The 23,359-nt window shown below is 71.2% G+C and carries 15 protein-coding genes; 6 read left to right on the top strand and 9 right to left on the bottom strand.

Features of this window, described 5'->3' with window-relative positions; all coding sequences use genetic code 11:
- Nucleotides 1–196 precede the first annotated feature (196 nt).
- Together AB0N02_RS44500 and AB0N02_RS44495 are read right to left on the bottom strand one after the other, a co-directional pair.
- A complete protein-coding gene (locus AB0N02_RS44500; RefSeq protein ID WP_363960689.1) occupies nucleotides 197–1,258 on the bottom strand; it encodes a family 2 encapsulin nanocompartment cargo protein polyprenyl transferase in 1,062 nt (353 codons plus the stop codon).
- Between the two features lie 274 nt (nucleotides 1,259–1,532).
- A complete protein-coding gene (locus AB0N02_RS44495) occupies nucleotides 1,533–2,918 on the bottom strand; it encodes a family 2B encapsulin nanocompartment shell protein (RefSeq protein WP_363960687.1) in 1,386 nt (461 codons plus the stop codon).
- Nucleotides 2,919–3,643: 725 nt separating this feature from the next.
- Between AB0N02_RS44495 and AB0N02_RS44490 the strand changes: the two genes are divergently transcribed.
- The 4 genes from AB0N02_RS44490 to AB0N02_RS44475 all read left to right on the top strand — a co-directional run bounded on the left by AB0N02_RS44490 (nucleotide 3,644) and on the right by AB0N02_RS44475 (nucleotide 7,540).
- Nucleotides 3,644–5,413, top strand: coding sequence for a histidine kinase (locus AB0N02_RS44490; protein ID WP_363960685.1), 1,770 nt, complete (start codon nucleotides 3,644–3,646; stop codon nucleotides 5,411–5,413).
- Nucleotides 5,400–6,062, top strand: coding sequence for a response regulator transcription factor (locus AB0N02_RS44485; protein WP_363960683.1), 663 nt, complete (start codon nucleotides 5,400–5,402; stop codon nucleotides 6,060–6,062). The genes AB0N02_RS44490 and AB0N02_RS44485 overlap by 14 nt, the downstream gene beginning before the upstream one ends.
- Nucleotides 6,063–6,160: 98 nt before the next feature.
- Nucleotides 6,161–6,586, top strand: a complete 426-nt coding sequence (locus AB0N02_RS44480) for a hypothetical protein (RefSeq protein ID WP_363960681.1) — start codon at nucleotides 6,161–6,163, stop codon at nucleotides 6,584–6,586.
- Between the two features lie 45 nt (nucleotides 6,587–6,631).
- Nucleotides 6,632–7,540, top strand: a complete 909-nt coding sequence (locus tag AB0N02_RS44475; RefSeq protein ID WP_363960679.1) for an NAD(+)/NADH kinase — start codon at nucleotides 6,632–6,634, stop codon at nucleotides 7,538–7,540.
- 125 nt (nucleotides 7,541–7,665) lie between these two features.
- On the opposite strand, the gene AB0N02_RS44470 is transcribed toward AB0N02_RS44475, so the two are convergent.
- Nucleotides 7,666–8,916 carry a hypothetical protein gene (locus tag AB0N02_RS44470; protein WP_363960677.1) on the bottom strand — a complete coding sequence of 417 codons (1,251 nt, stop codon included), beginning with the start codon at nucleotides 8,914–8,916 and terminating at the stop codon, nucleotides 7,666–7,668.
- A gap of 316 nt (nucleotides 8,917–9,232) precedes the next feature.
- Between AB0N02_RS44470 and AB0N02_RS44465 the strand changes: the two genes are divergently transcribed.
- Nucleotides 9,233–9,979, top strand: coding sequence for a hypothetical protein (locus tag AB0N02_RS44465; RefSeq protein WP_363960675.1), 747 nt, complete (start codon nucleotides 9,233–9,235; stop codon nucleotides 9,977–9,979).
- 53 nt (nucleotides 9,980–10,032) lie between these two features.
- Here AB0N02_RS44465 and recQ read toward each other — a convergent pair whose 3' ends face one another.
- The 3 genes from recQ to AB0N02_RS44450 all read right to left on the bottom strand — a co-directional run bounded on the left by recQ (nucleotide 10,033) and on the right by AB0N02_RS44450 (nucleotide 14,428).
- On the bottom strand, nucleotides 10,033–12,105 hold the full coding sequence (recQ, locus tag AB0N02_RS44460) for a DNA helicase RecQ (protein WP_363960673.1): 2,073 nt from the start codon (nucleotides 12,103–12,105) through the stop codon (nucleotides 10,033–10,035).
- 130 nt (nucleotides 12,106–12,235) lie between these two features.
- Nucleotides 12,236–13,342 (bottom strand): serine hydrolase domain-containing protein, encoded by a 1,107-nt coding sequence (locus AB0N02_RS44455; protein WP_363960671.1) that lies wholly within the window; start codon nucleotides 13,340–13,342, stop codon nucleotides 12,236–12,238.
- Between the two features lie 123 nt (nucleotides 13,343–13,465).
- Nucleotides 13,466–14,428: an RNA polymerase subunit sigma-70 gene (locus tag AB0N02_RS44450; RefSeq protein ID WP_363960669.1), complete on the bottom strand. Its 963-nt coding sequence runs from the start codon at nucleotides 14,426–14,428 to the stop codon at nucleotides 13,466–13,468.
- Nucleotides 14,429–14,661: 233 nt separating this feature from the next.
- Between AB0N02_RS44450 and AB0N02_RS44445 the strand changes: the two genes are divergently transcribed.
- Nucleotides 14,662–15,528 (top strand): alpha/beta hydrolase, encoded by an 867-nt coding sequence (locus AB0N02_RS44445; RefSeq protein WP_363960667.1) that lies wholly within the window; start codon nucleotides 14,662–14,664, stop codon nucleotides 15,526–15,528.
- 2 nt (nucleotides 15,529–15,530) lie between these two features.
- Here the strand turns inward: AB0N02_RS44445 and fxsT are convergent, their stop codons facing one another.
- The 3 genes from fxsT to AB0N02_RS44430 form a co-directional block, all read right to left on the bottom strand.
- The gene (gene fxsT, locus AB0N02_RS44440; RefSeq protein ID WP_363960665.1) at nucleotides 15,531–19,421 is read right to left on the bottom strand and encodes an FxSxx-COOH system tetratricopeptide repeat protein; all 3,891 of its coding nucleotides are present in this window, start codon (nucleotides 19,419–19,421) and stop codon (nucleotides 15,531–15,533) included.
- Nucleotides 19,422–19,426: 5 nt separating this feature from the next.
- Nucleotides 19,427–20,641: a TIR-like protein FxsC gene (locus tag AB0N02_RS44435; protein WP_363960663.1), complete on the bottom strand. Its 1,215-nt coding sequence runs from the start codon at nucleotides 20,639–20,641 to the stop codon at nucleotides 19,427–19,429.
- Between the two features lie 87 nt (nucleotides 20,642–20,728).
- Nucleotides 20,729–23,026, bottom strand: a complete 2,298-nt coding sequence (locus AB0N02_RS44430; protein ID WP_363960661.1) for an FxsB family cyclophane-forming radical SAM/SPASM peptide maturase — start codon at nucleotides 23,024–23,026, stop codon at nucleotides 20,729–20,731.
- Between the last annotated feature and the right edge of the window lie 333 nt (nucleotides 23,027–23,359).

Genomic DNA, 23,359 nt, shown 5'->3' with positions numbered 1-23,359 from the left:
CGACTCGCGACATACCTCGCGAACAACCCCGACAGGGTCGTCTTGCCGCTGCCGCCCTTACCGACGAATGCCACCCTCACGACGACGATCCAATCCAAGCTCGTCAACAATGATTCGAACTCAGGCTGTCATCGATCAGTCAAGAAGGCATACCCCGCACTTGACCATCATCCGGCGATATGGCTCGGTGTGAGGTTCAGCGGTCCCGGCGGGTCACGAGACGGGCGATCGTCCCCAGCTCGGCGGCGGGCCGCGGCACCGAACAGGCCGCCCGCAGATGGCACAGCGCCCGCGCCAGCAGCTCGTCGGCCTGCGCCTGGCTCCACGCCCGCCCGCCCACCGCGTCGACGAGTTCGGCGGCGTAGACCAGATCGTCGTCGGTCAGGGGAGGTTCCCGGTGGTAGAGCCCGGCCAGCTCCCGTCCCGCCGGGGTGGGCGAGGTGAGCGCGGCCACGACCGGCAGGGACTTCTTACGGCTCCGCAGATCCGAGTAGACCGGCTTGCCGGTCACCTCGGGATCCCCCCAGATGCCCAGCAGATCGTCGACGAGCTGGAACGCCAGCCCGAGGTCGCCGCCGAAGGCGCGCAGATGCGCGACCTGCTCCGGGCTGCCGCCGCCGAACAGGGCGCCGAGCGCGCAGGCACCCCCCAGCAGGGCGCCCGTCTTGCCCGCCGCCATCACCAGGCACTCGGCGAGCTCGACGTCCTGGCGGTTCTCGAAGGCCACGTCCGCGTGCTGGCCCTCCAGGAGGTCCTGGATCGCGGCGCCGAAGATCCGCGTCGCCTCGGGAGCGGCCGGATGCCCGTCCGCGGAGAGCACGTCGAAGGCCAGCGCCAGCAGGGCGTCACCGGCCAGGATCGCCGGGCTGACCCCGAAGACGGTCCAGGCCGTGGGACGGTGCCGGCGGGTCCGGTCACCGTCCATCACGTCGTCGTGCAGAAGGGAGAAGTTGTGCGCCAGCTCGACGGCGACCGCGGCCGGCAGGGCCGCGGCCGCGGTGCCGCCCACGGCCTCGGCCGCCAGCAGGACCAGCGCCGGACGGATCGCCTTGCCGCCGTCGGCCCCGATCCGCTCACCGCGCTCGTCCCACCAGCCGAAGTGGTAACCGGCGATGCGCCGCATGGACGGGGGAAGCGCGTCAATCGCCGGGCGCAGGGCGGACTCGACCGTTTCGCGGCTCCACAGGAGCACCTCGCGGGCCGAACGCCCTTCGGCCGTCACTCCACCGGCCGCCGGGCTCCCCTCGACCGCCGTCATGTCCCCCCGCTTTCGTATCGGTCGGTCATGAGGCCGAACTCCTCAACCGGCGCGTGCGAATGGGCGCAGGCACGCGGCAGTCCGCGATCCGCGGCGCCGAACGCGCGCTCGTCCCGTATCCCGGCCTCGCCCGAGCGGTCGTACCCGGATCCGGGCGCTCTCGTCTCGCGCAGCCGTCTCCCGGAACGGCTGCGCGTCTTGTCCCCGCGCGGGGCCGGGCCCGCCGGGTGCGGCATGGAGAAGTCGAGGAGTTCGCAGGGGTGCATGACCGCTCTCAGTGACCGAGCTCGACGTTTTCGAGGATCCCCAGGGCGTCGGGGACCAGCACGGCGGCCGAGTAGTAGGCGCTGACCAGGTAGGAGATGATCGCCTTCTCGCTGATGCCCATGAACCGGACGGAGAGGCTGGGCTGGTACTCGTCCGGAATGCCCGTCTGGTGCAGGCCGACGACGCCCTGGTCGTCCTCACCGGTCCGGAGGGCGAGGATCGACGTGGTCCGGCTGCCGGTGATGGGGATCTTGTTACAGGAGAAGATCGGGACGCCGCGCCAGGCCGGCACGCTGTGCCCGCCCATGTCGACGCCGAGGGGGTAGAGCCCGCGGCGGTTGCACTCCTGCCCGAACGCGGCGATGGCGCGGGGGTGCGCGAGGAAGAACTGCGTCTTCCTGCGGCGGCTGAGCAGCTCGTCGAGGTCGTCGGGGGTCGGCGGCCCGCTCCGGGTGTGGATCCGCTGCTTGAGGTCGGCGTTGTGCAGGAGGCCGAACTCGGGGTTGTTGATCAGCTCGTGCTCCTGCCGCTCGCGCAGCGCCTCGATCGTCAGCCGCAGCTGCTGCTCGACCTGGTCCATCGGGTCGTTGTAGAGGTCGGCGATCCTGGTGTGCACGCGCAGCACCGTCTGCGCGACGCTCAGCTGGTACTCGCGGGGTTCGAGGTCGTACTCGACGAACGTGCCCGGCAGGTCGGGCTCACCGACGTGCCCGGCGGCCAGCTCGATGGCGGCCTCGCCGTACTTGTTCTGCGGGCCCTTCGGGCCGGCCTGGACCTGCCGCAGGTGCGCGCGCAGCGCCTCGGACTGGTCGGCCACCTGGTGGAAGTCCTCGCGGGACAGGACCATCGCCGTCCCCGCCGTGATCGCCTTGACCGTGAACTCCCACTCGCCCTGCGTGGCGGCCAGCGTCTCGTCGCCGAAGTGGTCGCCACCGGCGAGCACCGCCAGGACGACCTGGTCGCCGTACGGGCCGGTGCCGACCTTGTTGACCTTGCCGTGCGCGATGAGCACGACCTCGTCGGCGGGCCTGCCCGCCTGCACCAGCACCTCCCCGGCCGCGAACTCACGCTGGGTGAAGCGCTCGCTCAGCGCCTGCAAGGCGTCGGCCTCGTCGAAGTGACGCAGGGAGGGCAGCTCGCGCAGCTCTATCGGCACCACCCGCACCTCCGATCCCACGGTGGTGAAGCTCACCCGGCCGTCACCGAGGGTGTAGCTGAGCCGCCGGTTGACCCGGTAGGTGCCGCCGGAGACCTGGACCCACGGCAGCATCCGCAGCAGCCACCGCGAGGAGATCTCCTGCATCTGCGGAACGGTCTTGGTCGTCGTCGCGAGATTGCGCGCCGCGTCCGTGCCCAGACTCAACTGCGGCCTGCCGGCATCGAGCTCCGTCACAACACACACCACCCATCCGTATTCGGATCGAAAAGAAGAGACCGAAGGCCTGAATCGAAAAAGACAGAACGAGGGGTCGGCCGCGGCCGGATTATCGGCACCGTCTCCACCTCTGACACGAGATGTCGGACACAGATCGGCATCGCGGAACGGTCCAATTTTGGAGTCCCATTAAATGGCTTGTCAAGCATTAAACATCGCTCGGCAAAATGCAAATATCGCTATTGTCGGAAAAGTCGGGCCGAATGTTTATTCTGGAATTTCCAGGCTGAAAACGAGTCAGCCATCCCCTGTCCGCACATAGGTGATCTTTCGTACCGCGAGGCGGGCCGTACGGGCCCGGGGCCGGATCGGAACGGCGGGCACCGCAGAAGCCCGCGCCCGGTCACCGCGGCCGCGGGGCAGCGGCCGTTCCCGATGAGTGCCTGCACCGATGCGCGTGTCCCACCGGCCGCGCGACAGTGACATACACGCGACGTACGCCCCCTCACGGGAACACGCGCGCCGCCCCGGGCGGACCCCGGAATCGGCGTCGTGCTCTGCTCGGCCCGCGACGCGGCCGACTTCGGACCACTGCCGGGCCGCTGCGGCACCCGTGGTTTCATCCCTAAATGGGCGCTGTCGGTGGAGTTGCTCATTCATGTCCTTGACAACTGACCCCACCGATCCGCCGAGCGCCTGTCATCGCGTTGACCAGGGGACCGGCGCGAGGAGAAACTCTCCCTGTGGAGCCGGGGGAAACTGGCGACGAGACCGGAACACGGCGGTGGTGGCACGGCCACGGCGCGATGTGGACGGTCACCGCGTGCGGGGTGGCGCTGGGGCTGGGCACCACCTTCATCGCCGCGAACGACCCGGGCGCCGACCCCTTCCGGGTGACGGTCCACGCGATCGGCGGGATGCTCTTCCTGACCTCCGGGCTCCTGGCGCACCACAGGCGCACCACGAACCGGGTCGGCCCGCTCATGGCGGCCGCGGGCGTCGGTTTCTTCTCCGAGGATCTCCAGCTGTCCCCCGTGCCGTGGATCCACACGATCGGCCAGCTGACCGTCGCCGCCTCCGGCGGGTTCCTCGTCCACCTGGTCCTCGCCTTCCCCACCGGGCGTCTCAGGTCGCGTCCGCAGCGGGCGCTGATCACGGTGGCCTACGGCGGCGCCGCCGGCACGGGCCTGCTCAACGCGCTGTTCGTCGATCTGCACTCCCGCATTCCCGGCAACCCGGTCGGCCTGCTCCTGATCGTCGACAGCCCGTTCGCCAACCTCGTCATCCGCGACGGATCACGCCTGCTGGCGGCCGTCATCGCGGCCGGCCTGATCGTCGTCCTGGCACATCGCTGGATCACGGCCAACGCCCTGATGCGCTCGCTGCTGGCGCCGGCCATCACCGTGATGCTGGCGGGCGGCCTCGTCTCCGCGGTGGGACTGGTCTTCCGCTACCAGGGCGATCTGCACGACTCGTTCGTGCGCGCCTACGACGTGGTGTTCGCCGCGCTGCCGTTGGCGCTCCTGGCCGGGATGGTCTACTTCTATCTCGGCCGGGGCGCCGTCAACCGGCTGTTGCGGCAGTTGCGCGCCCCCATGGGGACGGCCGAGATCCAGGAGCTGCTCGCCCGCTCGCTGCGCGACGAGTCCCTGCGGGTGGCCTTCCGGACCGACGCGGGCCTCGTCGACGACCGGGGGGCCGCGCTGGACGTCACGGCCGAACGGCCGCCCCGGGCCGTCACCGTCATCGAGCACGACGGGCGTCGCGCCGTTCTCGTCCACGACCCGCTCCTGTGCGAAGACCCGCACGTGCTGGAGTCGGTCGCCGCGGCGACCGGGCTCGCCCTGACGAACCAGGCGCTGTCGGAACAGGTCGCCGGGCAGCTCGCCGAGGTGCGGGCGTCACGGGCCAGGCTCGTCGAGGCCGCCGACACCGAGCGGCGCCGCATCGAGCGCGACCTGCACGACGGGGCGCAGCAACGGCTGGTGACCGCGCTGCTCGGCGTCCAGCTCGCGCGGCGCCGGTTCACGCACGACGACCCCGCGACGGTCGACCTGCTGTCCGGGGTCGCCGACGGGCTGACCGCGGCGCTGACCGAGATCAGGGAACTGGCGCACGGCCTGCATCCGGTGATCCTGACCGAGGCCGGGCTCTCCGTCGCGATCGAGGATCTGGCCGGCCGGCTCCCGCTGGACACCGAGACGGACGTCGCGTCCCTGCCGAGGTTCGCGCCGAACATCGAGTCGGCCGCGTACTTCGTCGTGGCCGAGGCACTGACCAACGCGCTCAAACACTCCCGCGCCACACGCGTCCGCGTCCGCGTCCGGCACGTGGACGGTCTGCTCTCCGTGTCCGTCGGCGACGACGGCCGGGGCGGCGCGGACATCTCCGGCGGCTCCGGGCTCCAGGGGCTGCTCGATCGGGTCGCCGCGCTGGGCGGGACCCTCGTCGTCACCGGCCCGGCCGGTGCCGGGACCACAGTCGAGGCGGTGCTGCCCGTTGACATCCCCTGAACCGGCGCCGCTGCGGGTCGTCCTCGCCGACGACTCCGTCTTCCTGCGCGAGGCCATCGCCGGGGCACTGCGCGGCGAGGGCGTGGACGTCGTCGCGGAGGTCGGCGACGTCGAACACCTGCACGCCGCGGTGGAGGAGCACGCACCGGACGTGGTCGTCGTCGACGTGCGGATGCCGCCGGACTTCCAGACCGAGGGACTGCGCGCCGCCCGGGAGCTGCGCCGCGCGCACCCGGACACGGGCGTGCTACTGCTGTCGGCGCACCTGGAGACCCGCTACCTGTTCGGCCTGCTCGACGGGAAACCCCGCGGCGTCGGCTACCTGCTCAAGGACCGTGTCGCCGGGGTGGACGCCTTCGTCGACGCCCTGCACCGCATCCGTTCCGGCGGCTGCGTCGTCGACCCCGACGTGGTCGCCAAGATGATCGGCGGCCGCCGCGGCCCCGCCGACCTGCTCAGCCCCCGCGAGCTCGCCGTCCTGGCGCTGATGGCCGAGGGCCGGTCCAACCAGGCGATCGGCGAACGGCTGTGCCTGGCCCAGCGCACCGTGGAGGCGCACATCCGCCACATGTTCGTCCGGCTCGACCTGCCTCCGGCCCCGGACTACCATCGCCGCGTCCAGGCCGTCCTCGCCTACCTCCGGCCCTGACGCCCCCGCGGCGGCCCGTCTTCACCCGACCGGCACGATTTCACTCCCCCACGCCTGGGTACAGAAGGATTCCCGCAGGTCGGACGCGAGGAGGCCCGGTGACCCACGACGAAAGGCAGGCCAGGCCGTCGCCTCCATCGCCTCCCTGGCCCTGCGAGCCCGCCGGCATCGACGACCTCACCGTCGAGGCGCTGGGCAGGCTCTCCGAGGCCCTGGAGACGACGGAGCGGGCCCGAGGCCATCTGTACTCCTTCCACCAGCTCACCGGTCACGCCGACCTGCAGCTCGACGAGGTCGTCGAGCTGCTGCGCGCCGCCGGCCACCACGGGCCGGCCGATCTCGTGGCCGACGAGCTCCTCGGCCGCGACGTGCTTCCCGACCGGTGGACCTTCCAGATCGTCGAGGAGTACGACGACGGCTACTACCGTGTCTTCGCCGACGTGGAGAAACGGATCAGGGACGAGCTGGCGGCGGGCCGCCGCCATCTCCACGAGGCGCGGATGAAGCGGCGGCGGCAGAGCTGAGCGTCGGGCGGGCCTCCGCTCCACCTCGCCCCGTACAGTGGCGCCATGGGCATGGTCGAAACGGTCGGGCTGGTTCTGCACCCGCGACGTGACTCGAAGGTGGCCATCGACACCATCGTGGAGTGGGCGCGCGGCCGCGGTGTCACGGTGCTCGGCCTGCCGGAGGAGGTCGGGCGCATCGACTGCAGCGCGGTCGCGGTCGCCCCGGGCACCCTGGTCAGGCGTGCCGACCTGCTCGTCAGCCTGGGCGGCGACGGCACCATGCTGCGCACCATGCGGCTCATCGCCGGGCAGCCGACCCCCATTCTCGGGGTGAACCTGGGCAGGCTGGGATTCCTCGCCGAGATCGACGTCGACGGCCTGCCCCCGGCGCTTTCGGCGATCGACGACCACCGCTACACCGTCGAACCCCGTATGGCGGTGTGCACGTCGCTGCCGGGAGCGGGGGCGGTGACCGCGTTCAACGACATCGCCCTGGTGCGCATCCCCGGCGACGGGCTGTCGGCGATCGCGGTCTCCGTGGCGGGGCACCCCTTCGTCCGCTACGCGGCCGACGCCGTCATCGTCGCGACCTCCACTGGATCGACCGCCTACAGCTTCTCCGCGGGCGGCCCCATCGTCTCCCCGACGGTCGAGGGGTTCCTCGTCGTGCCCGCGGCCGCCCACTCGGCGTTCAACCGGGCCATGGTGCTGTCCGCCGACGAGGAGGTCACCCTGGAGCTGCTCCCGGCCAGCGGCACGCTGGCCGTCGAGGTGGACGGCGCGGTCGCCGCCCACCTGTCGCCGGGAGACCGGGTCACCGTCACCGCGCTGCGCGCCGCCGCCCGGGTCGTACGGCTCGGCGACACCACCTTCTACGAACGCGCCCGCCGCAAGCTCAGGGTCAACGGCAGCGCCGAGGTCGACCAGCACCTCGACGAGCCCGGTGACGTGTGGGGGTCCCGCCCCCGATGAGACCGGCGGCACGCGGAGCCGCCCGGCCCGGTGGACGTTCCCCGTCACCGCGCCGGTGATCCGGCCGGTCCGGTGGACGCGGGTGACGGCCGCCTGCCACGCAGCCGTCCTCCCGCGCTCCCGTCTCAGTGGGAGGAACCGTTGACGGTCAGGATGCGCTCCTGGACCTGGGTCTCGATGGCGGGGAAGGTGCCGGTGTCGATGATCCCGTGTTCGTTGTAGGCGGCCTCTATCAGGGCGTGGGCGCGGGGCTCCAGCTTCCAGAGGGCGCGGTACTCCCGGGCGGTCGTCAGCGAGATGCCGGTCTCGTGGGCGATGTCGGCCGCCCTGGGCACGAACTTCCGCTCGACCTGCTTGTCCCAGTACTCCCGCGCGGCACGCATCAGGGCCGCGCGCTGGGCGGTGTCGACCACGGGCGGGGCGGAGTCCAGCATCTCGACCTCGCCCTCGTCCTCGTCGTCGTCGTCGTCCAGCACGGCCGCGGGCAGCGCCGGCGTCGGGGGCTCCTCGGGCTCGGGCGCCCACGGCACCGGCGGGCTCAGGTCGATCAGAGCCGAGGTGTTGTAGAGGGCTCCGATCTGGGACAGCAGCGCCTCCTGGCGGTTGCTGTCGACCGCCAGGCCGGTGTGCTCGACCGCCCGGTCCATCGCCCGGTCCAGCTTGGTGAGCGCGGCGCGCATCTTCCGGTTGGAGGCGCCCGCCTCGCGGAGCGCGCGGGCGCGCTTGGCCGCCAGCGCGACCCGGGTCAGCCGCCGGTGGGCGTCGACCTCGCTCGCGGTGCGGTCGCTGACCTCGGCGAGCCCGACGCGGACCAGCATGCGCTCGGGGGTGAGCCGCCAGTTGATGCGGTGCCGCCCGGTGATGCGGTGCCGCTCGATCGCCATCCCCCGCTCCCACAGCCAGGCGGCCACCAGGGGGGCCGCTAGCCGGAAGACGGCCTCGGCGAGGCTGCGGGCGTCCATGCTCGACAGCACCGCGGACAGGCCGGTGAGCGTCCACACCGCGATGCCGTCGATGCCCGCGGAGTAGTTCTCCCTCATGTTGCGGCGGGCCCGTACGGCGCTGGTGATCACCGCGACTTCGATGAACGCGAAGAGCAGCAGTCTCAGCGGGCCGTCGAACCCGAGGACGTCGCCCGAGAAGCGCCACATGCCCTGCGCGGACACTCCGGTGGCGATGCTGGCGGCGACGATGGTGAGGATGTCCTCGGCCGGCCTGGGGGCGACGTAGCGGTGGAAGAACTGGGTTCCGGCCCGGTAGACGGCGCGTAAGGCGAGGTAGGCCAGGCCCAGCAGGGCCAGACCGATCACGCAGATGACGACCGTCGCGATCGGGCGATCCGAAGCGAAGGCACTGATTTGATCGATGGGGGGCATCTCAGTCACTGTCCGTCAGTCTCGATGTCCGACAGGATATTAACGCGATCATTCCAGAATGTCGGCGGCTTGTTGGCCAAACGGGTGTTCACATCTGTGGCGAGATTCACCGGAAGTGTCGTTCCTGGGCGTCTCGGCGGCCTCGCGGCTTCCCCGGGCCGCCGGGCGCCGGCCCCTTACAGTGACTTACAGAACACTTTCCGTTCGGGCGGAAAGCGGTCGGCAAGGCGTGTGCAGGCGGTCACGGCTATCTCTGGGGGTGCGCCCGGCGACAACGGTCGGCCGGAGGCGACCATCGTTCATCAGGGAGAAAGTCATGAAGCGCACCCTCCTGGGCCTCACCGTCACCGCTCTCGCCGCCCTCTCCGTGGCCGTCCCCGCGGGCCCGGCCTCGGCGTCGGCCTCAACGTCGGCCTCAACGTCGGCCTCGGCGACCGGCGACTACGGGCCGGACACCTGCCTGCAGGGATACGTCTGGCGCGAGGCCCGCCCCTCCGACCGCGTCTGCGTGACCTCGTCGGTCCGCGACCAGACCGCCGCCGACAACGCGGCGAGGGCGAGCCGCTGGACGTCCGGCGAGTACGGCGCGCACACCTGTGTCACGGGATACGTCTGGCGTGAGGCCTTCTCCGGCGACGACGTGTGCGTGGTCCCCCAGCGGCGCTCCCAGGCCGCGGCCGACAACGCCCAGGCCTCGGCGCGGAAGGTCCTGGCCCGCCTGTGGATCAGCCGCTACACCGTGCCCCCGACCGACAACGGCGACGGCACCGCGACCAGCACCTCCGTCGACGACATCCCGCGGCTGCAGCTCAACGGCGACCACTACAACTTCGGCCAGGTCAGGCTCTACATCCGCTACAACACCGGCAAGCAGGTCTGGAGCGGCTCGGTGAACGCCACCTCGCACTCCGGGCACGCGGGCGGCAGCTTCGGCAAGAAGACCGGCGCCTTCGACTGCGCCGCGGCCGGCAAGCCCGCCAACGGCTACGCCCAGGCCTACGACGTGGTCTCCGGCCGCTGGTCGGCGAAGCTCCCGATCCGCGTCGGCTGCGCGGTCCTCTGACCGGTGGCCGCACCGATCGACCCAACCGGGGACGGTTCCGGGCCGGCCCCGCCCTACGGGGCGGGGTCGGCCGCGAGGGTGTCCAGGATCTCCTGCCCGTACTTGGCCAGTTTGTTCTCCCCGACGCCGTTCACCGTGGACAGCTCGGCCAGGGAGGACGGCGCCCCGGCGGCGATCTCGCGCAGGGTCGCGTCGTGGAAGATCACATACGCGGGCACCCCCTGCTCCTTCGCGGTGGCCGCCCGCCAGGCGCGGAGCCGTTCGAACACCGGCACCGCCTCCTCGGGAAGGTCCACGGGGGCGGGACGGCGGCCCTTGGGGGTCTTGGCGGCCCGGGTCTCGCGCGCCGTCTCCTTCCGGGGCTCCCGCTGCGGCGGGCGCCGCAGCATGACCTGCCGCCTGCGCCCGAGCACCTCGGCGCTCGCCTCGGTCAGCAGCAGGGTGCCGTAGTCGCCCTCGACGGTCAGGAGTCCCTGGGCCAGCAGCTGCCGCACCACGCCGCGCCACTCGGCCTCGCCCAGCTCCGTGCCGACGCCGAACACCGTCAGCGAGTCGTGACCGTGCTGGACGACCTTGGGCGTCTGCCGGCCCAGCAGGATGTCGACGATCTGCCCCACGCCGAACTTCTGGCGCCGCTCCCGCATGAGCCGGAACACCGTGGACAGGACCTTCTGGGCGGCGACCGTGCCGTCCCAGGACTCCGGCGGCGACAGGCAGGTGTCGCAGTTGCCGCAGGGGATGCCTCGCTGGCCGAAGTAGTCGAGCAGGCGCACCCGGCGGCACTCCACGGTCTCGCAGAGCGCCAGCATGGCCTCCAGGTGGGTGCCCAGGCGCCTGCGGTGCGCGTCGTCGCCCTCGGAGGTGTCGATCAGCTTGCGCTGCTGCACGACGTCCTGGAGGCCGTAGGCCAGCCAGGCGGTCGAGGGCAGGCCGTCGCGGCCGGCGCGGCCGGTCTCCTGGTAGTAGCCCTCGACGGACTTGGGCAGGTCGAGGTGGGCGACGAAGCGCACGTCCGGCTTGTCGATGCCCATCCCGAAGGCGATGGTGGCGACCATGACGAGGCCGTCCTCGCGCAGGAAGCGCGCCTGGTTCTCGGCCCGGGTGCGCGCGTCGAGGCCCGCGTGGTACGGCAGCGCCTGGATCCCGTTCTCCACCAGGAACTCGGCGGTCTTGTCGACGGAGGCCCGCGACAGGCAGTAGACGATGCCCGCGTCGCCGGGGTGTTCGGTGCGGACGAGCCTCAGCAGCTGCCGCTTGGGCTCGTTCTTCGGCTCGACGCGGTACTGGATGTTGGGGCGGTCGAAGCTCGCCACGAAGTGCCGGGCCTGCTCCAGGTTGAGCCGGGAGGCGATCTCGGCGTGGGTGGCCGGGGTCGCGGTCGCGGTCAGCGCGATGCGGGGTACGTCGGGCCAGCGCTCGTGCAGCGTGGACAGGGCCAGGTAGTCGGGCCGGAAGTCGTGTCCCCACTGGGCCACGCAGTGCGCCTCGTCGATGGCGAACAGGGAGATCTTGCCCCGGTCGAGCAGCCGCAGCGCCGAGTCGACCCGCAACCGCTCGGGCGCCAGGTAGAGCAGGTCCAGCTCGCCTTCCAGGAAGGCGGACTCGACCTGCCTGCGCTCGTCGAGGTCCTGCGTCGAGTTGAGGAACCCGGCCCGCACCCCGAGGGCCGTCAGGGCGTCCACCTGGTCCTGCATGAGCGCGATGAGCGGGGAGACGACGACGCCCACACCCTCGCGCACGAGCGCGGGGATCTGGTAGCACAGCGACTTGCCGCCGCCCGTGGGCATGAGCACGAGGGCGTCACCGCCGCCGACGACGTGCTCGATGATCTCCTGCTGGCCCTCTCTGAACGAGGCGTAGCCGAAGACGCGCCGCAGCACGCGCGACGCGTCGCTCTCCCCGTCTCCGCCGGGCCACTCCTCGTCCGGCCACTCCTCGCCCGGACCGTCCCCGTCAGGACCGTCCCCGTCCGGCCACTCCTCGCCCGGACCGCCCTCCGGCGGGGGCGAATCAGGGTCGTTCCAGCCGTTTCCGGCTGTTTCTGGACCACTCTCGGCCGGGCCGCTCTCGGCGGGGCCGGGGTGGCTGAGCCCGTTGTCGTCGGGACCGTTCTCGGAGGAGGCCATCGCGTCATTGTACGAGGATCATGCTGTTCGCGCCGGTGGGAGCGGAGAACCGGGCCCGCCGGGACGGGGGGCGCCCCCCGTCCCGGAGACCTTCGGCACGGCCCCGGAACGATCCCGGAGACGCCCGCGATCAGTCCAGCTGGAGCGCGATCCTGCCGATCCGCTCGACGGTGCCGAAGTCCCCGGCCGAGGCCCGGTTCTTCGTCACGCCGACGCTGATACCAGTCGCGGCGTCGGCGAAGGCGGCGGTGCCGCCGCTGCCCGCCATCCCGAACAGGGCCGGGGAGCCGAGCCCCGGGGTCAGGCCGATCGTGTAGCCCAGCCCCCAGGTGCCCGGGGCACCGGTGACCTCGTCAACGCCCGTCATCGCCGGAGTGGACAGCTCGCGCAGCCGGTCGGCGGAGACGAGCTCCCCGCCCAGCAGCGCGTCGTACACGCGGGCCACCGCGCGGGCGGTCAGCGTGGCGCCCGCCGGGATGTCGGAGCCCAGCACGTCGGCGCGGTTGCAGAACGCGGCGTCGGGCATCGCCGCCGCGGGGGCGGCCGTGTAGCCGTCCACCACCCTGAAGAACGGGATCCCGGCCATCACCTCGGCGGGCAGCTCCATCGGGGGCCCGGCGTCCTCGATCCTGGCCAGGCCGCCGAGCTCGGACTCGGGAACGCCGAAGAACAGCTCGCCGGTCAGGCCGAGCGGTTCCGCCACCTCCTCGTGGAGCACCTGCGAGATGCGCTTGCCGGTCACCCTGCGCACGACCTCGCCGAGGATGTGGCCGTAGGTCTGCGGGTGGTAGCCGAACCGGGTCCCCGGCTCCCACCAGGGCCTGGCCCCGGCGATCGCGGCGCACATGCCGTCCCAGTCGCACAGATCCTCGGGCGTGGTGGCGACCGGCACCCCGGGAACGCCGGTCGCGTGCGTCAGCGCGTGCCGTACGGTGGCCTTCTCCTTGCCGTGGGCGGCGAACTCCGGCCACACGTCCGCGATCCGGGTCTCGTAGCCGAGGACGCCGCGCTCGGCCAGCACGTGGACGACGGCCGCGGTCACGCCCTTGCCCGTCGAGGTGCTGTTGACCGGGGTGGCGGAGGTGAGGGGACGGCCCGTCGCCGGGTCGGCGACACCCCCGACCGCGTCGACCAGGAGCTCGCCGCGCCGGTAGACGGCGACCTGCACGCCGCGTTCGGCCCCCGACTCGACGAGCTCGTCGATGGCGGCCTGCACCTGCTTCTGAAGGTCGGTCATGATGATTCCTCTCTCGTGAGTTCCCCCGTAAGACGACGGCGGCGCGAAAAAGGAATCGGTGCCCCCGGTACCTCTCGGCGGGTCCGCCGGAAGCGGGCCCGCCGAGAGGTACCGGGAACGGGGTCAGAGCGAGGGCGGAAGACCGAATCGGGGGAAGGTGTCCCCGCCGTAGGTGGTGATCTGGGTCACCAGCCCGTCCTCGACGCGCAGGATCCCCATCCAGGAGGGCCGGAAGTCCGGCTCCCCGGGCCGCTGCAGGTAGGCGGCCGCGGCGGGCTGCCGGTTGGCCCGGGTGGGCAGCAGCCGCCAGTCGCCCCAGGCCTCCGGGCCGACCATCGCGGGGGTCCACGACGCCATGAACGCCTGCCGTCCCAGCAGCCAGATCGGCGCGGGCGGCATCGTCTGCCAGACGTCGGCCCGCAGCACCCCGGCCAGGACGGCCGGATCGGCCTGCTCGACGGCGTCGATGTAGCGGCGCAGGACGGCGCGTTCGTCGGCGGTGGGCTCGGCGGAGGCGGCCCACTCCAGCCGCCTGGCGGGCAGGTGCTCCCTGAGCGTCGGCCTGGCGCGCTGCAGGGCGCTCTTCACCGCGGCCACGGTCAGCTCCAGCGACGTCGCGGTCTCCTGCGCCGACCAGCCGAGCACGTCGCGCAGGATCAGCACCGCGCGCTGGCGGGGCGGCAGGTGCTGGATCGCGACCAGGAAGGCCAGCTCGATCGTCTCGCGGTCGATCACCACGTCGGCGGTGTCCAGCAGCTCGTCGGGGTAGGGCTGCAGCCACGGGACCGCCCCCGAGGCAGGGGGGTCGATCCCCGGGTCGGCGGCCAGGGCCGGCGCGGGGCGCGGCTGGGGCCGCCGGGGGTGCGCCCTGAGGTGGTCCAGGCAGGCGTTGGTCGCGATCCGGTACAGCCAGGCGCGCAGGCCTGTCTCCTCGCGCAGCGCCCGGCGGCCACGCCAGGCCCGCAGGAACGTCTCCTGCACCATGTCCTCGGCCTCGTCGAAGGAGCCGAGCATGCGATAGCAGTGCACGTGCAGCTCCCGCCGATGCTCCTCGACGCTCAGGCTGAACCCGTCCACGGCCGTCATGGCCCCGCCGGAGGGGCGGGCAACGCGAATCCGACACCGGTCACGGCCGGAAATCCTAGCCGTCCACCCGCCCGGTTTTTCCCGGATAAACGGCATGCCCGTTTCCTCCCGAGGGCGGCGGAGGCCCGGAACCTCCCGCCAGGGGCAGGTAAGTGAGGTGTTTCGGCAACCAATCGCTACGGGACAAACTCCCTGGCAGGAGGGAGGATCCTGATAAACGGCAAGGAGGTACCTTGACGACGTTCGTGCGCACCCGTGACGGGAGAACGCTCGCGGTCGACGAAAGAGGTGAGCCGGAGGGAAGCCCGGTCTTCCTGCTCCACGGCACACCGGGCAGCAGGGTGGGGCCGTCGCCGCGCGCGACCGTCCTCTACCGGCTGGGAGTCAGGCTGATCACGTACGACCGGCCCGGATACGGGCTCTCCGACCGGCGGATCGGCAGAAACGTGGCCGACGTCGCCGAGGACATGGCGGCCATCGCCGACGCGCTGGGCATCGGCTCCTTCGCCGTGCTGGGCCGCTCCGGGGGCGCCCCGCACGCGCTCGCCTGCGCGGCGCTGCTGCCCGAGCGCACGACGAGGGTCGCCGCGCTCGTTCCGCTCGCTCCGCGCGGCGCCGAGGGACTCGACTGGTTCAAGGGCATGTCGGTGTCCAACGTCGACGAGTACACCGCCGCGGCGCTCGGCCACAGCGCGGTGACCGCGCTGCTCTCCCCGGCGGTCGAGGAGATCAGAGCGGACCCGACCCGTCTGGTTCCCGCGTTCGACCACGAACTGCCGGAGTCCGACCGGCACATCGTGGCCGACTTCGGGATCCGCACGATGCTGGCACGGAACTTCGCGGAGGCCGTACGGCACTCGGCGGACGGGTGGGTCGACGACGCGCTCGCGTTCAACGCGCCGTGGGGGTTCGACCCGGGCACCATCACGGTTCCCACGCTGCTCTGGCACGGCGACGAGGACGTCTTCTCCCCCGTCGGCCACGCGCACTGGCTGGGCCGGCGGATCCCGGGCGCCAGGGTGGTGATCCAGCAGGGCGCCGCGCACTTCGGCGCCCTGCACGTGATGCCCGACATAATGACCTGGCTGGCCGCCGTCTGACGTCAGAACGGCTGGGGTTCGAGATCCCTGTTGATGCGCCGCCACTCCTTGAGCTGGGTCAGGATCGGGTGGGTCTCGCCCAAGGAGCGGCCCATGATCGGCAGCAGCCGCTCTCTCAGCTGCTCGGCCCTGGCGGTGTGCCCGGCCGACCACAGGGTCACCGCCAGGTTGGCCTCGCAGACGAGCGTGTCGGGATGCGTGTCGCCGAGCTTGGCGCGCAGGGCGGTCAGCGTCTGGCGTTCCAGCGCCTCCGCCTCCGCGAGGCTCTCGTTCTCCCCCAGGCAGTTGGCGAGGTTGATCGCCGCCGACAGGGTGAACGGGTGGTTCTCCCCGAGGTGCGCCTTCAGCCCCTCCAGCACGGCCCTGGCCTGTGAGGTGGCCCTGGCCGGCTCGCCCGTGCCGCGCGTGTGGATCGTCAGGTTGTTCAGCGCGATGAGCGTGCCCGGGTGGTTCTCGCCGAGGGTGTCGCGGTAGATGCGCGTGATCTCACCGGTGAGGTCGCGCGCGCCCACCTCGTCGCCCAGCGCGGACATGCAGCAGGCGAGTTCGAGGGTCGCCGCCAGCGCGTCCGGCGTGCCGGCGTAGCGCAGCCTGTAGCGTTCGTCGGTCACCTTGGCGAGATCCCGCGCCTCCTGCTGCTCACCGGCCCTGCGCAGCGAGACCGCCAGGCTCTTGGCCGCGCGGAGGGTGTCGACGAAGCTCTCCCCCAGGGACTGGCGGTAGTGCTGCAGCGTGTTGCGCAGCAGGTCGACCGACTCGCGGTACTGGCCGATCTCGCGCAGGTCGCGGGCGAGCTGCGCGGCCGAGTACAGGGTGTAGGGGTGGTTGGCGCCGAGCACCCGGGTGCGGCGCTGCAGGGTGTCCTGGTCGAGGTCGCGGGCGCTGAGGCCGTCGCCGACGAGCCGGTAACTGAGCGCGAGGTTGTTGCCGGAGGCCAGGGTGCGCGGGTGGTCCTCGCCGAAGAGGGTCTTCCACCGGTCGTAGGTCACCTTGTCCATCTCCAGCGAGCTCTCGTACTCGCCGAGGCCGCGCAGATCGCCCGCGAGCCCGCCCGCGGTCAGCAGCGTGTGCGGATGACGTTCGCCGACCACCCTGAGCTGCTGGTCGCGCACCCACAGGTCGAGGTCCCTGGCCTCCTCGTACTTGCCCTGGGAGCGCTTGACGTTGGCCACGTTGAACAGCAGGTGCAGCCGCTGCCGGTCCTGGATCCCGAACTCGTTCTCCCAGTAGTCGGCCAGGGAGTCGCCCAGGGCCAGGGCCTGGGCGAAGTCGCCGCGCTTCCAGAGGTAGCGCACCCGGTCGGTGAGCAGTTGCCTGGTCTCCTCCTCGGTGCACTCCGTCGCCCTCGACGGCTGCAGGTGCTGCCAGAGCAGGTCGTAGCGGACCCAGTTCTCCGGGTCGTCCACGTCGCCCTGCCGCGGCCTGGCGCCGACGAGGATGCGGTGCACCTGGTGACAGGCCAGCTGCTGCTCCTCGTCGGACATCTGGCTGCGGATCACCGCCTGGACCAGCCGGTGCACCTGGATGGTGTTGTTGCCCTGGTCGACCTTGGCCAGCGCGAACCTGCCGATCTGCTGGATGACCCGGCCGAGGACGAGCTTCTCGCGCAGTGCGTCGTCGAAGGGGAGAAGCGCGTCCATCATCTCGTCGCTGTAGAGGAGCTGCATCGAGATGGGCTCGGGGGCGAAGAAGGCGCACAGCTGGAGCAGCCTGACCGACGCGGGAGAACTCTCCTGCAGCTGGCCGAGGGAGAGGTTCCAGGTGACCGCGACGGGATGCGGGTAGTCGGCGGGCTGCCTCAGGGACAGCACCCGGGCCGTCTCCGTCTCCAGCTGCTCCAGGAAGGTCGCGGCCGGCATGCCGGTCTCCGCCAGCCAGGCGGCCGCCTGCTCGACCGCGAGCGGCAGGTTGCCCAGCGCCTCCGCCACCCGCAGCGCGTCTTCGTCCGCCAGCCCCCGAACCCGGCGGCCGAGATGCTCCAGGCTCTCCTCCCGGCTGAAGACGTCGACCTCCAGCGGCTCGGCGACGGCCGACCAGGCCTGGTTGCGCGAGGTGATCAGGATGTGCCCCGACGACCCGCCGGGGAAGAGGTCCCTCAGGTCGCCGGGGTCGCCGGCGTTGTCGAAGATCAGCAGCCAGCGGCCGTACGGCTCCCCGAGCCGCAGCGCCTCACGCACCGCGGCGACGACCTCGGAGATGTTGTCGGTGACGGGGATGCCCAACTCCCTGGCGAGCTCCTCGAAGTCGGAGTTGATCAGTTCGCGGTCCTCGGAGGAGATCCACCAGACCAGGTCGTAGTCGGCCCTGAAACGGTGGGCGTACTCCAGCGCCACCTGGGTCTTGCCGACACCGCCGAGGCCGTACAGGGCCTGCGGCAGCACCACGGCCGAGCTGCCTCCGACGAGCTGCTTGCGCAGTCTGTCGAGCACGGGGCCGCGCCCGGTGAAGGCCGCGTTGCGCGCCGAGACGTTCCACACGGCGGGCTCGCTGCCGGGAAAACGCGCGCCGAGCGCGCTCATGTCCGGCGCCGTGCCGTCGTCGGTCCGGCCTAGCGCCTTCAGCAGCGTCCGCGCCGCCGGCTGTTCCGGGATCCGGGTGAGGTCGACGAGCGCGCGGTCGCCGAACGGGGAGGGGAAGCGGGCCTCGGAGACGCGCAGCGCGATCAGCTCGGCGCGGACCGCGCTCTCGGCGTTCGTGAGCCACTGCCACACCTCGTGGCTGCGCGAGGATCGGGTGTAGGCGCCGGAGAGCACGACGATCGCCCTCGGCACGTCCCCGCCGAAGTCGGCGGCCTCCTCGGAGTCGACGGCGCGCAGCGTCACGTGGTAGCCGTACCGGTCGAGCAGGGCGGCGATCCAGTCCGCCCACATGCGGTCCTCGGAGGCGTAGCTGAGGTAGACGTCGGTCTGGTGGGCCGGGTGACGGCGGACGAAGGACTCCAGGTAGCGCAGCCGTACGGTCTCCTCCATCTGGGGGATCGAGGAGACCTCGCCCTCGGTGATCGCGCCCGTGAGCCGTTCGAAGGCCGAGAGTATGGAGCCGGGGCGGTTCGGCTCGTCGCCGAAGGCTGCGAGGATCTCCTCGAAGGCATAGAAGGGGGTGTACGGAATCTCGACCGCGCCCCAGTACTGGTCGATCTCCTGCTGCGTCATGTCCCGCGGGAACTTGTCGAACCTGCGTTTGGCGAGGCTGCGGCCCGCGTCGCACTTCTCCTTCTCACCGGTCTCGATGCGCATGGGGACGGGCAGGATGCGGATGTTGCGGTCGCCGTACCGCTCGTCGATGTGCCGGGCCACCGAGGATGTCCCGTCGATGCCCTGGTCCGACAGGGTGAAGCAGGCCACGAGGATGTCCGGCATCTGGACCGTGCAGATCTCCGCGATGTCGCTCAGGCCGGTGCGGCTGTCGACGAGCGTGTAGTCGTAACAGGCCTTCATGTCGGCGCGGAGCGCGTCGAAGAACTGCCCGCCGCCCTGCCGCTCGTAGAAGGTGTCCCAGTCGAAGCCGGAGACCAGGGACGAGTAGTCGCGGTTCTGCCGTCCCGCCGAGACGAAGTCGAGCGTCCCGTCCTCGGGGAAGTCGAATCCCAGGGAGACCGCGTGCGGCTCGACGCGGGCGTACTGGCGGTGCCAGTCGCGCGGCCGCGCCTCCCGCTTCATCGCGGCCCACTGGTAGGTGGTGATCAGGTCGATGACCCCGGAGGTGTTGGCGACCAGCCCGCCGTCGAGGAAGGGGCGGAAGAACTTGTGCAGGCCCGGCGACTCCAGGTCCCAGTCGACGACGAGGACCCGTTTGCCGCTGCTCGCGAGGATCCACGCCGTGTTGGCCAGCGCCATCGTGCGCCCGGTACCGCCCTTGTACGAGTAGAAGGTAACGATCCGGCCCTCGCTCATGTTCGCTACTCCTCCGGCCCGATCAGCCTGGGTCTGTCGACTTTTTTGCCCCCCGGCGGATAGACGGGGGCGTGTTTGAAGTACTGCTGGGTCGCCCGGTGCAGGGCGTCCGGCAGGATGTTCTTGAACGCGTCCAGGGTGGGGACGCTGGGGTTGGCCGCGGGCTCGGTGAGTTTGTGGCCGAGCGCCTCCCGCAGGCAGCCCCTGAGTCTCGTCTCCTGCTGGACGGTCTCGTAGTCCTGGGCGTTCCACGGCACCATCACGCTGATCCACTGCCGTCCCGGCTGGTTGACCGGCCGCAGGGACTCCATGCCGTCGTCGGCGGCCGTCGCCCAGGGGTCGACCAGCAGCACCCCCGGAGCCTGGGGCACCTCCGCCGCCAGAGACTCCGCGTGCTCGTCGAGCGTGCCCACGTGCGGCAGGAAGCCCCGGGAGCGCGCCACCTCGACCGCGCAGTCGGCCAGGGGCCGCATGCCGTCGCGGCTGCGGTAGGGATCCCATTCGTGCGGCGTCCGCCCGTAGTGGTAGGCGTCCCGTCCCTCGGGGAGGTGCTTCAGGTCGGGGGCGACGACGGTCATGGTCACCGGGCGTTCGGGCGTGTGGTCGCCGAAGACGCTCGGCACGGTCGTGTAGTCGCGGATCCTGCCGTGCGGCATGGGCGTCGTCTCGGCCACCTGGATGATCCGCTGGGCCAGCCCGAGGGTCGCCATCTGGTACTGGCTGCGATACTTGTTGAGCTTCATGATCCCGTAGAAGCCCTCCTCCGCGTATCGCGTCCCGAGGTCGGCGTGGTTGAACTGGATCGCCTGCGCGGCGTGCGGAAGGGTCATGGTCCGCATGGGGGCCCAGACGGCGGGCACGATCGCGTCGGGGGCGCCGTGGCGGGGGGCGCGCTCCAGAAAGGCCGCCCATTCCTTGCCGCAGTGATCGCTCTCGAAGTATCGCGGGGAGTAAAGCGGGACGAACACCCGGCAGGTGGAGAGGCGATCCGAGAGGGTTTGAGACCAGTTGTCCCCTGCCCGTAATTCCCTGTCCATATATCCCGCCGCCCCGGCGGGAACCCGGGTGAGATGCATAATATGCTCACATAGCGCCCGGAACAGCTTTTCCACCCATTGGTTGGGGTCACCGGTGTCGACGGGATCATGTGGCGGCACATGCGCATAACTGAGGAAGAAGTATGGCCCTGTGGGTTGAGCGGGCGTGGCTGGAGTGGTCATCCGCCTCCTTCCCCCGAGATTTAACTATAGGAACGCAGTCTTTGCCACAAAAGTGCCTGCGCCGCTAATTATTTCGGGGAAAGAAGATCAGCTCTGCTGTTTCGCCCAGGCCGTACGGTGCCGATGCGAGAGCCGGTCCGCCGCCGCGGCCGCCGCCGCGGAAACGGGCTCCTCCAGCCAGGGGCCGACCGAGCGGCGCATCCCGGCGACGAAACGCGCGCCCAGGGAGGTCATGGCGCCCGAGTGGTCCAGGGTCTCGATCGCCTTGGCGGTCTGTGCCCGCCAGCGGGCGAACTGCACGTCGCCGAGGTCGGGGGCGGAGCGGCGGCGCGCCCGCCAGAAGTCGGTGACCGCGACATGGGCGTAGGTGCCCTGGAGCAGGCCCTCGAGCGGCCGGGGGTCGGGCCGCCACGGCGCGTAGTAGCTCCTGGTGTCCGACTCGTCGTACAGGTCGACGATGTCGAGCACCGCACCCAGCTTGACGTGCTGGAACTCGTGGATCATCAGCAGCGCGAGCGTGGCCGGGTCGTCGGGGAGCGCGGCCGCCACGGCGCCGAAGGCGTGCCGGGCCGTCGAGCTGGCGTCCCCGCCCCGCTCGGGGGCGGCCAGCGGCGTCAGGGTCGACAGGCCCGCGCGCAGGCCCGGGGCGTAGGCGGGATGGTCGGACTCGATCAGCTCCCACGCCCGCGTGAAGGCCCGCTGCCACGCGGCCACCTCGTCCGGCGACAGGCGCGCGGCGACCCGGTGGCCGTGGCAGGCGCGGTAGGGGTCGGTGTCCTCCAGCGTGACCGAGAAGTCGCCCGCGACGAGCCTCCTGACCGGATGCCAGGCCGCGCCCCGGTCTCCCACCAGCTCGAAACCCTCCTCGTCCACGAGCAGCCGGGCGGTGGCACCGGGCCCCGCTTCGAGCGCGCCCAGGGTCGGCAGGTGGACCATGCCGTCCAGCACCCGGACGGTGATCGCCGCCCTGGCCCCGGCCCTGATCGCCGCCGCGGCGGCGATGTTGGCGAGGTGTCCGGCGTGCGCCGCGTCCCGCAGGCACTCGACCGCCCAGGCCCGCACGTAGGGGTGGTCCAGCACCTCGTCGACGACCTCCCGGTGCTCGGTGTCGAGCCGGGTGAGCAGGTCCCATCCGGTGACGGCCGGGCGGTGGGCGTGGACCCCGGCCAGCAGCCCGCGGCGCAGGGTGCGCTGCGACGCGGCGAGACAGGCGACGTCCCGGTCGTCGCCGTATCCCCCGGCGAGGGCGTCGATCGTGCCGTAGGGCACCGCGTGCGTCGGCATCGTGGTCCTGCTCCGGACGTGGGTGATGAGTTTGAGGAGGTCCGCCGAGTAGACGCTGGGGTTGGCGAAGGCCGATCCGGTCCGGTAGCGGTGGGCGTAGAGTCCCCCGCCGCAGCTGTCGACGACCGGGCAGGCGCGGCAGGTGTCGCACAGCCCGCCGAGCCCCTGTCCACGGGCGAGGACGCCGGTGTGCGCGGCGACGGCGTCGAGTTCGTGGCCGAACACGTCGAGCCCGGTCGCGGGCGCCCCGTCGAAGGCGGTCTTGAGCGAGTCGGCCTGCTCGTAGCCGCCGTCGGTCTCGATGACGACGAGGTCGGACGGCTCGAGCCCGAGCGACTCGGTGAGGCTGGAGTCGCCGCGGCTGGTACGGATGATCGACTCGAACATCCGCACCGGGAGCCTGGCGCCCTCGGAGAGCCAGGTCTCGAAGATCTCGATGAGCCAGTCGGCGTACGCCGTCGGCGTGGGACGCGCGGGAGGGGCGTCCCAGGTGGCGTGCGGCAGCAGGAAGTCGACACGCGGGGGCTCCAGCTCGGCCAGCGCGTGGTAGACCGCCACCGGGTCGTTGGCGACGTCGATCGTGCACAGCAGCCCGGCGTACAGCTCGGGGCGGCGGCGCAACAACCCCACCGCGGCGATCACCTGGTCGTAGCTGCTGCGGCCGTCGGCGTAACGCCGGTGCCTGTCGTTGGCCGCGCGGTCGCCGTCCAGTGAGACGCCGACCTTGACGTCGTGCTCGGCGAAGACGTCGAGGGTGCGCTCGTCGAGGAGCACCCCGTTGGTGTGCACCCGCAGATCGAGCGCGCACAGCCCGCCGAGCCGCCCCCGCAGTTCGGCGGCGATGCGGCCGAGCCGGTCCCGTCCCGCCAGAAGCGGTTCGCCGCCATGCAGTACGACGTGCACGCGATCGAGCGCGTGCGCGCTCACGTGCTCGGCGATGCGGGTGACCGCCTGGGTCACGGTCCGGTCCGAGACGACCTTCGGACGGCCCCGCCAGCTCTGGTCCGCGTGTTCGTACACATAGCAGTGGTCGCATGCCAGATCGCAGCGACTATGCACCTTAAGTACGAATTGTCGGAATGGCACGAAGGGGCGGTCCATCGTGGCCGGCGGGCTAGATCGACGAATTGAACGCCGCGACGGAGACACGCTCGATGGGAGCGGACTCCGGAAGGATTCGCTGAAGGATGCCGTCGACATCGGTTTCGTGGACAAGAGACAACGGAACGTCTCGCAGGTCCTTGAGGTTTGATGAGACCCCGGACTGCTTGTCTTCGGTAAGGTTCATGGCGCCCCAAACCTATGCGAACGGGCATTCGAAAATGCCGAGAATTAGTTATGCATAACGCTACCGCACGAGACCCCCGGCTCGGTCTCTACCCCCGGTCATAAGTTCGGAATGCCTAACCTCACCAAGCCCACCAAAGGCGTCGT

This window comes from Streptosporangium sp. NPDC051022 (assembly GCF_040683035.1).
GTDB lineage: Bacteria > Actinomycetota > Actinomycetes > Streptosporangiales > Streptosporangiaceae > Streptosporangium.
Note: the sequence above shows the minus strand (reverse complement) of the source record. Positions and strands in the feature narration are given on the sequence as shown.